Origin of the sequence: Gordonia alkaliphila, assembly GCF_039542465.1 — a bacterium.
Lineage (GTDB): Bacteria > Actinomycetota > Actinomycetes > Mycobacteriales > Mycobacteriaceae > Gordonia > Gordonia alkaliphila.
The window spans coordinates 1-5,581 of the sequence record NZ_BAABIE010000032.1 but is presented as its reverse complement, the minus strand read 5'-3'; the positions used below and the strand labels follow the sequence as shown (position 1 = coordinate 5,581).

Sequence of the window (5,581 nt, the reverse complement as noted above, 5' to 3'; positions counted from 1 at the left end):
TGGGTGTGTGTTTTTTGAGAACTCGATAGTGTGTAAGAGAAATTTTCTTGTGCCAGTTATGTTTTGGCTGGTGTCGAGGATTTTTTGGACAAGAATTTTGTTTTTGTTTTTGATTGTTTTTTGATGCCAGTCAATTCTTTTTTTGAAGGATTATTTTGGTCAGGTCTTTTCTCCTGGTCTAGTGCTCAAATTATGCCGGCCTCTTTGGGGGTTGGTGTGTTTGGTCTAGTTTTGTTGGAGAGTTTGATCCTGGCTCAGGACGAACGCTGGCGGCGTGCTTAACACATGCAAGTCGAACGGAAAGGCCCAGCTTGCTGGGTACTCGAGTGGCGAACGGGTGAGTAACACGTGGGTGATCTGCCTTGCACTCTGGGATAAGCCTGGGAAACTGGGTCTAATACCGGATATGACCTCTGACTGCATGGTTGGGGGTGGAAAGCTTTTGCGGTGTGAGATGGGCCCGCGGCCTATCAGCTTGTTGGTGAGGTAATGGCTCACCAAGGCGACGACGGGTAGCCGACCTGAGAGGGTGATCGGCCACACTGGGACTGAGACACGGCCCAGACTCCTACGGGAGGCAGCAGTGGGGAATATTGCACAATGGGCGCAAGCCTGATGCAGCGACGCCGCGTGGGGGATGACGGCCTTCGGGTTGTAAACTCCTTTCGCCAGGGACGAAGCGCAAGTGACGGTACCTGGAGAAGAAGCACCGGCCAACTACGTGCCAGCAGCCGCGGTAATACGTAGGGTGCGAGCGTTGTCCGGAATTACTGGGCGTAAAGAGCTCGTAGGCGGTTTGTCACGTCGTCTGTGAAATCCTGCAACTCAATTGTAGGCGTGCAGGCGATACGGGCAGACTTGAGTACTACAGGGGAGACTGGAATTCCTGGTGTAGCGGTGAAATGCGCAGATATCAGGAGGAACACCGGTGGCGAAGGCGGGTCTCTGGGTAGTAACTGACGCTGAGGAGCGAAAGCGTGGGGAGCGAACAGGATTAGATACCCTGGTAGTCCACGCCGTAAACGGTGGGTACTAGGTGTGGGTCTCATTTCACGAGATCTGTGCCGTAGCTAACGCATTAAGTACCCCGCCTGGGGAGTACGGCCGCAAGGCTAAAACTCAAAGGAATTGACGGGGGCCCGCACAAGCGGCGGAGCATGTGGATTAATTCGATGCAACGCGAAGAACCTTACCTGGGTTTGACATACACCAGACGCCGGCAGAGATGTCGGTTCCCTTGTGGTTGGTGTACAGGTGGTGCATGGCTGTCGTCAGCTCGTGTCGTGAGATGTTGGGTTAAGTCCCGCAACGAGCGCAACCCTTGTCCTGTATTGCCAGCACGTAATGGTGGGGACTTGCAGGAGACTGCCGGGGTCAACTCGGAGGAAGGTGGGGATGACGTCAAGTCATCATGCCCCTTATGTCCAGGGCTTCACACATGCTACAATGGCGCGTACAGAGGGCTGCGAGACCGTGAGGTGGAGCGAATCCCTTAAAGCGCGTCTCAGTTCGGATTGGGGTCTGCAACTCGACCCCATGAAGTCGGAGTCGCTAGTAATCGCAGATCAGCAACGCTGCGGTGAATACGTTCCCGGGCCTTGTACACACCGCCCGTCACGTCATGAAAGTCGGTAACACCCGAAGCCGGTGGCCTAACCCTTGTGGAGGGAGCCGTCGAAGGTGGGATCGGCGATTGGGACGAAGTCGTAACAAGGTAGCCGTACCGGAAGGTGCGGCTGGATCACCTCCTTTCTAAGGAGCAAACGATAATCATTGGTTTCGGTGCCGAATGTGTGCCGGCCATGGTTTGTTCGAGGGTGAAACACAAGAAATCCATGCTTACGCGTTCACGGTGAATCATCACTGTGACGTTGTGGTGGCCGTGCGAGTGATTGCCGGCCTGGACTTTTGCACACTATCGGGGTTCTGAGAAAACACCGCCGGCCCTTTCGGGGTTGGTCAGAGGTTTTCTTGGTTGCTCACACTTTTCCGCCCATGTCGGCCCTTTCGGGTTGGTGGGTGTTGGGTGGTGTGGGTGTGTGTTGTTTGAGAAGTGCATAGTGGATGCGAGCATCAAAGTCAAGGACTGTTGATTTTACAGGAGATCTTGTTTTTGGTGTTTGTACTGCAATTATTTTGTGTGTCTCTGTAAGAATTTGTAGAAATACTCATGTTGTGGAATGTCCACATTCGTGCCCATGAGAGTGGGTGTGTTTGTGGGTGTTGTTGTAAGTGTTTTAGGGCGTTCGGTGGATGCCTTGGTACCAGGAGCCGATGAAGGACGTGGTAGGCCGCGATAGTCCTCGGGGAGTTGTCAAACGAGCTGTGATCCGAGGGTGTCCGAATGGGGAAACCCAGCACCAGTGATGTGGTGTTACCGTCCGGTGAATGTATAGCCGGTGCGGAGGGAACGTGGGGAAGTGAAACATCTCAGTACCCACAGGAAGAGAAAACAATTGTGATTCCGTGAGTAGCGGCGAGCGAAAGTGGATCAGGCTAAACCATGCGTATGTGATACTCGGCAGGGGTTGTGCGTGTGGTGTTGTGGGAGTGTTGTGGCCCGGTCTGCCGGCTGGGCGGTCAGTGAGAAAACAGGATGTTAGGTGAAGTGGCCTGGAATGGTCTGCCGTAGACGGTGAGAGTCCGGTAACTGAAAATGTTCTGTCTGGCTTCAATATTTTCCCAAGTAGCAGCGGGCTCGTGGAATCTGCTGTGAATCTGCCGGGACCACCCGGTAAGCCTAAATACTTCCTGGTAACCGATAGCGGACTAGTACCGTGAGGGAAAGGTGAAAAGTACCCCGGGAGGGGAGTGAAATAGTACCTGAAACCGGACGCTTACAATCCGTCAGAGCCTGTGCAGTCTTTGGTGGCTGGTGGGTGATGGCGTGCCTTTTGAAGAATGAGCCTGCGAGTTAGTGCTCAGTGGCGAGGTTAACCCGTTGTGGGGTAGCCGTAGCGAAAGCGAGTCTGAATAGGGCGTTTTGAGTCGCTGGGTCTAGACCCGAAGCGGAGTGATCTACCCATGGCCAGGGTGAAGCAGCAGTAAGATGCTGTGGAGGCCCGAACCCACTTCAGTTGAAAATGGAGGGGATGAGTTGTGGGTAGGGGTGAAAGGCCAATCAAACTCCGTGATAGCTGGTTCTCCCCGAAATGCATTTAGGTGCAGCGTCGCGTGTTTCTTACCGGAGGTAGAGCTACTGGATGGCTGATGGGCCCTACTAGGTTACTGACGTCAACCAAACTCCGAATGCCGGTAAGTGAGAGCGTGGCAGTGAGACTGCGGGGGATAAGCTTCGTAGTCGAGAGGGAAACAGCCCAGATCGCCGGCTAAGGCCCCTAAGAGTGTACTAAGTGGAAAAGGATGTGGGATTGCTTAGACAACCAGGAGGTTGGCTTAGAAGCAGCCACCCTTGAAAGAGTGCGTAATAGCTCACTGGTCAAGTGGTCCTGCGCCGACAATGTAGCGGGGCTCAAGTACACCGCCGAAGCCGCGGCAATCACACGTATACATCCACCATGATCTGCGGGTTGTGGTGTAGTGGTGTGGTTGGGTAGGGGAGCGTCCTGCATCCGTTGAAGCCATCGAGTGATCGTGTGGTGGAGGGTGTGGGAGTGAGAATGCAGGCATGAGTAGCGAAAGACAAGTGAGAAACTTGTCCGCCGAATGACCAAGGGTTCCTGGGCCAGGTTAATCCGCCCAGGGTGAGTCGGGACCTAAGGCGAGGCCGACAGGCGTAGTCGATGGACAACGGGTTGATATTCCCGTACCCGTGTATCCGCGCCCAATGATGAATCATCTGTACTAACCACCCAAAAGCTACTTTTCCTTCCTTCGGGTTGGTCTGGTGGTGGCTGCGTGGGACCTTGGGTGTAGTAGTCAAGCGATGGGGTGACGCAGGAAGGTAGCAGGGCCAAGTGATGGATGTCTTGGTGTAAGCCTGTAGGGCGGAACATAGGTAAATCCGTGTTCCATGTAGCCTGAGAGGTGATGCGTAGCCGTTGAGGTGAATTCTGTGATCCTATGCTGCCGAGAAAAGCCTCTAGTGAGTTGGTACACGGCCCGTACCCCAAACCGACACAGGTGGTCAGGTAGAGAATACTAAGGCGATCGAGAGAACTGTGGTTAAGGAACTCGGCAAATTGCCCCCGTAACTTCGGGAGAAGGGGGACCATTTCTGGTGACGACTTTTTCGGTCTGAGCTGGGGGTGGTCGCAGAGACCAGAGAGAAGCGACTGTTTACTAAAAACACAGGTCCGTGCGAAGTCGTAAGACGATGTATACGGACTGACGCCTGCCCGGTGCTGGAAGGTTAAGAGGACCGGTTAGTCAACTTTGTTGGCGAAGCTGAGAATTTAAGCCCCAGTAAACGGCGGTGGTAACTATAACCATCCTAAGGTAGCGAAATTCCTTGTCGGGTAAGTTCCGACCTGCACGAATGGCGTAACGACTTCTCTGCTGTCTCAACCACAGACTCGGCGAAATTGCAGTACGAGTAAAGATGCTCGTTACGCGCGGCAGGACGAAAAGACCCCGGGACCTTCACTATAGCTTGGTATTGGTGTTCGGTACGGTTTGTGTAGGATAGGTGGGAGACTGTGAAGTGGGCACGCTAGTGTTCGTGGAGTCGTTGTTGAAATACCACTCTGATCGTATTGGGCTTCTAACCTCGGACCCTGATCGGGTTCAGGGACAGTGCCTGGTGGGTAGTTTAACTGGGGCGGTTGCCTCCTAAAATGTAACGGAGGCGCCCAAAGGTTCCCTCAGCCTGGATGGCAATCAGGTGTTGAGTGTAAGTGCACAAGGGAGCTTGACTGTGAGACGTACATGTCGAGCAGGGACGAAAGTCGGGACTAGTGATCCGGCACCGGCAAGTGGAAGCGGTGTCGCTCAACGGATAAAAGGTACCCCGGGGATAACAGGCTGATCTTCCCCAAGAGTCCATATCGACGGGATGGTTTGGCACCTCGATGTCGGCTCGTCGCATCCTGGGGCTGGAGTAGGTCCCAAGGGTTGGGCTGTTCGCCCATTAAAGCGGCACGCGAGCTGGGTTTAGAACGTCGTGAGACAGTTCGGTCTCTATCCGCCGCGCGCGTCTAGAAACTTGAGGAAACCTGTCCCTAGTACGAGAGGACCGGGACGGACGAACCTCTGGTGTGCCAGTTGTTCCGCCAGGAGCACTGCTGGTTAGCTACGTTCGGAAGGGATAACCGCTGAAAGCATCTAAGCGGGAAGCCTGTTCCAAGATGAGGTTTCTCACCCACCTTCGGGTGGGGTAAGGCCCCCTACAGACCATGGGGTTGATAGGCCAGAACTGTAAGCACAGTAATGTGTTCAGGTGACTGGTACTAATCGGCCGAGGACTTACTAACAACACCCAAACACCAATGTTTGGTCTCGCATCCACTATGTACTTTCTGAGGCAACACACGTTTTGTGTGTTTGTTTCGCCTTGTTACGGCGGCGATAGCGGTGGGGAAACGCCCGGCTCCATTCCGAACCCGGAAGCTAAGCCCACCAGCGCCGATGGTACTGCACCCTAATCAGTGTGGGAGAGTAGGACACCGCCGAACATTACTTG

Annotated in this window: 3 rRNA genes; all 3 read left to right on the top strand. The window is 54.2% G+C overall.

The features are described 5' to 3' along the window. Nucleotides 1-231 precede the first annotated feature (231 nt). Nucleotides 232-1,752, top strand: a 16S ribosomal RNA gene (locus tag ABD989_RS17495). Between the two features lie 474 nt (nt 1,753-2,226). After that, nucleotides 2,227-5,372 (top strand): 23S ribosomal RNA (locus ABD989_RS17490). A gap of 84 nt (nt 5,373-5,456) precedes the next feature. Then, nucleotides 5,457-5,573, top strand: a 5S ribosomal RNA gene (gene rrf / locus ABD989_RS17485). Together the 16S, 23S and 5S rRNA genes form the textbook arrangement of a ribosomal RNA operon. The last annotated feature ends 8 nt before the right edge of the window (nt 5,574-5,581 follow it).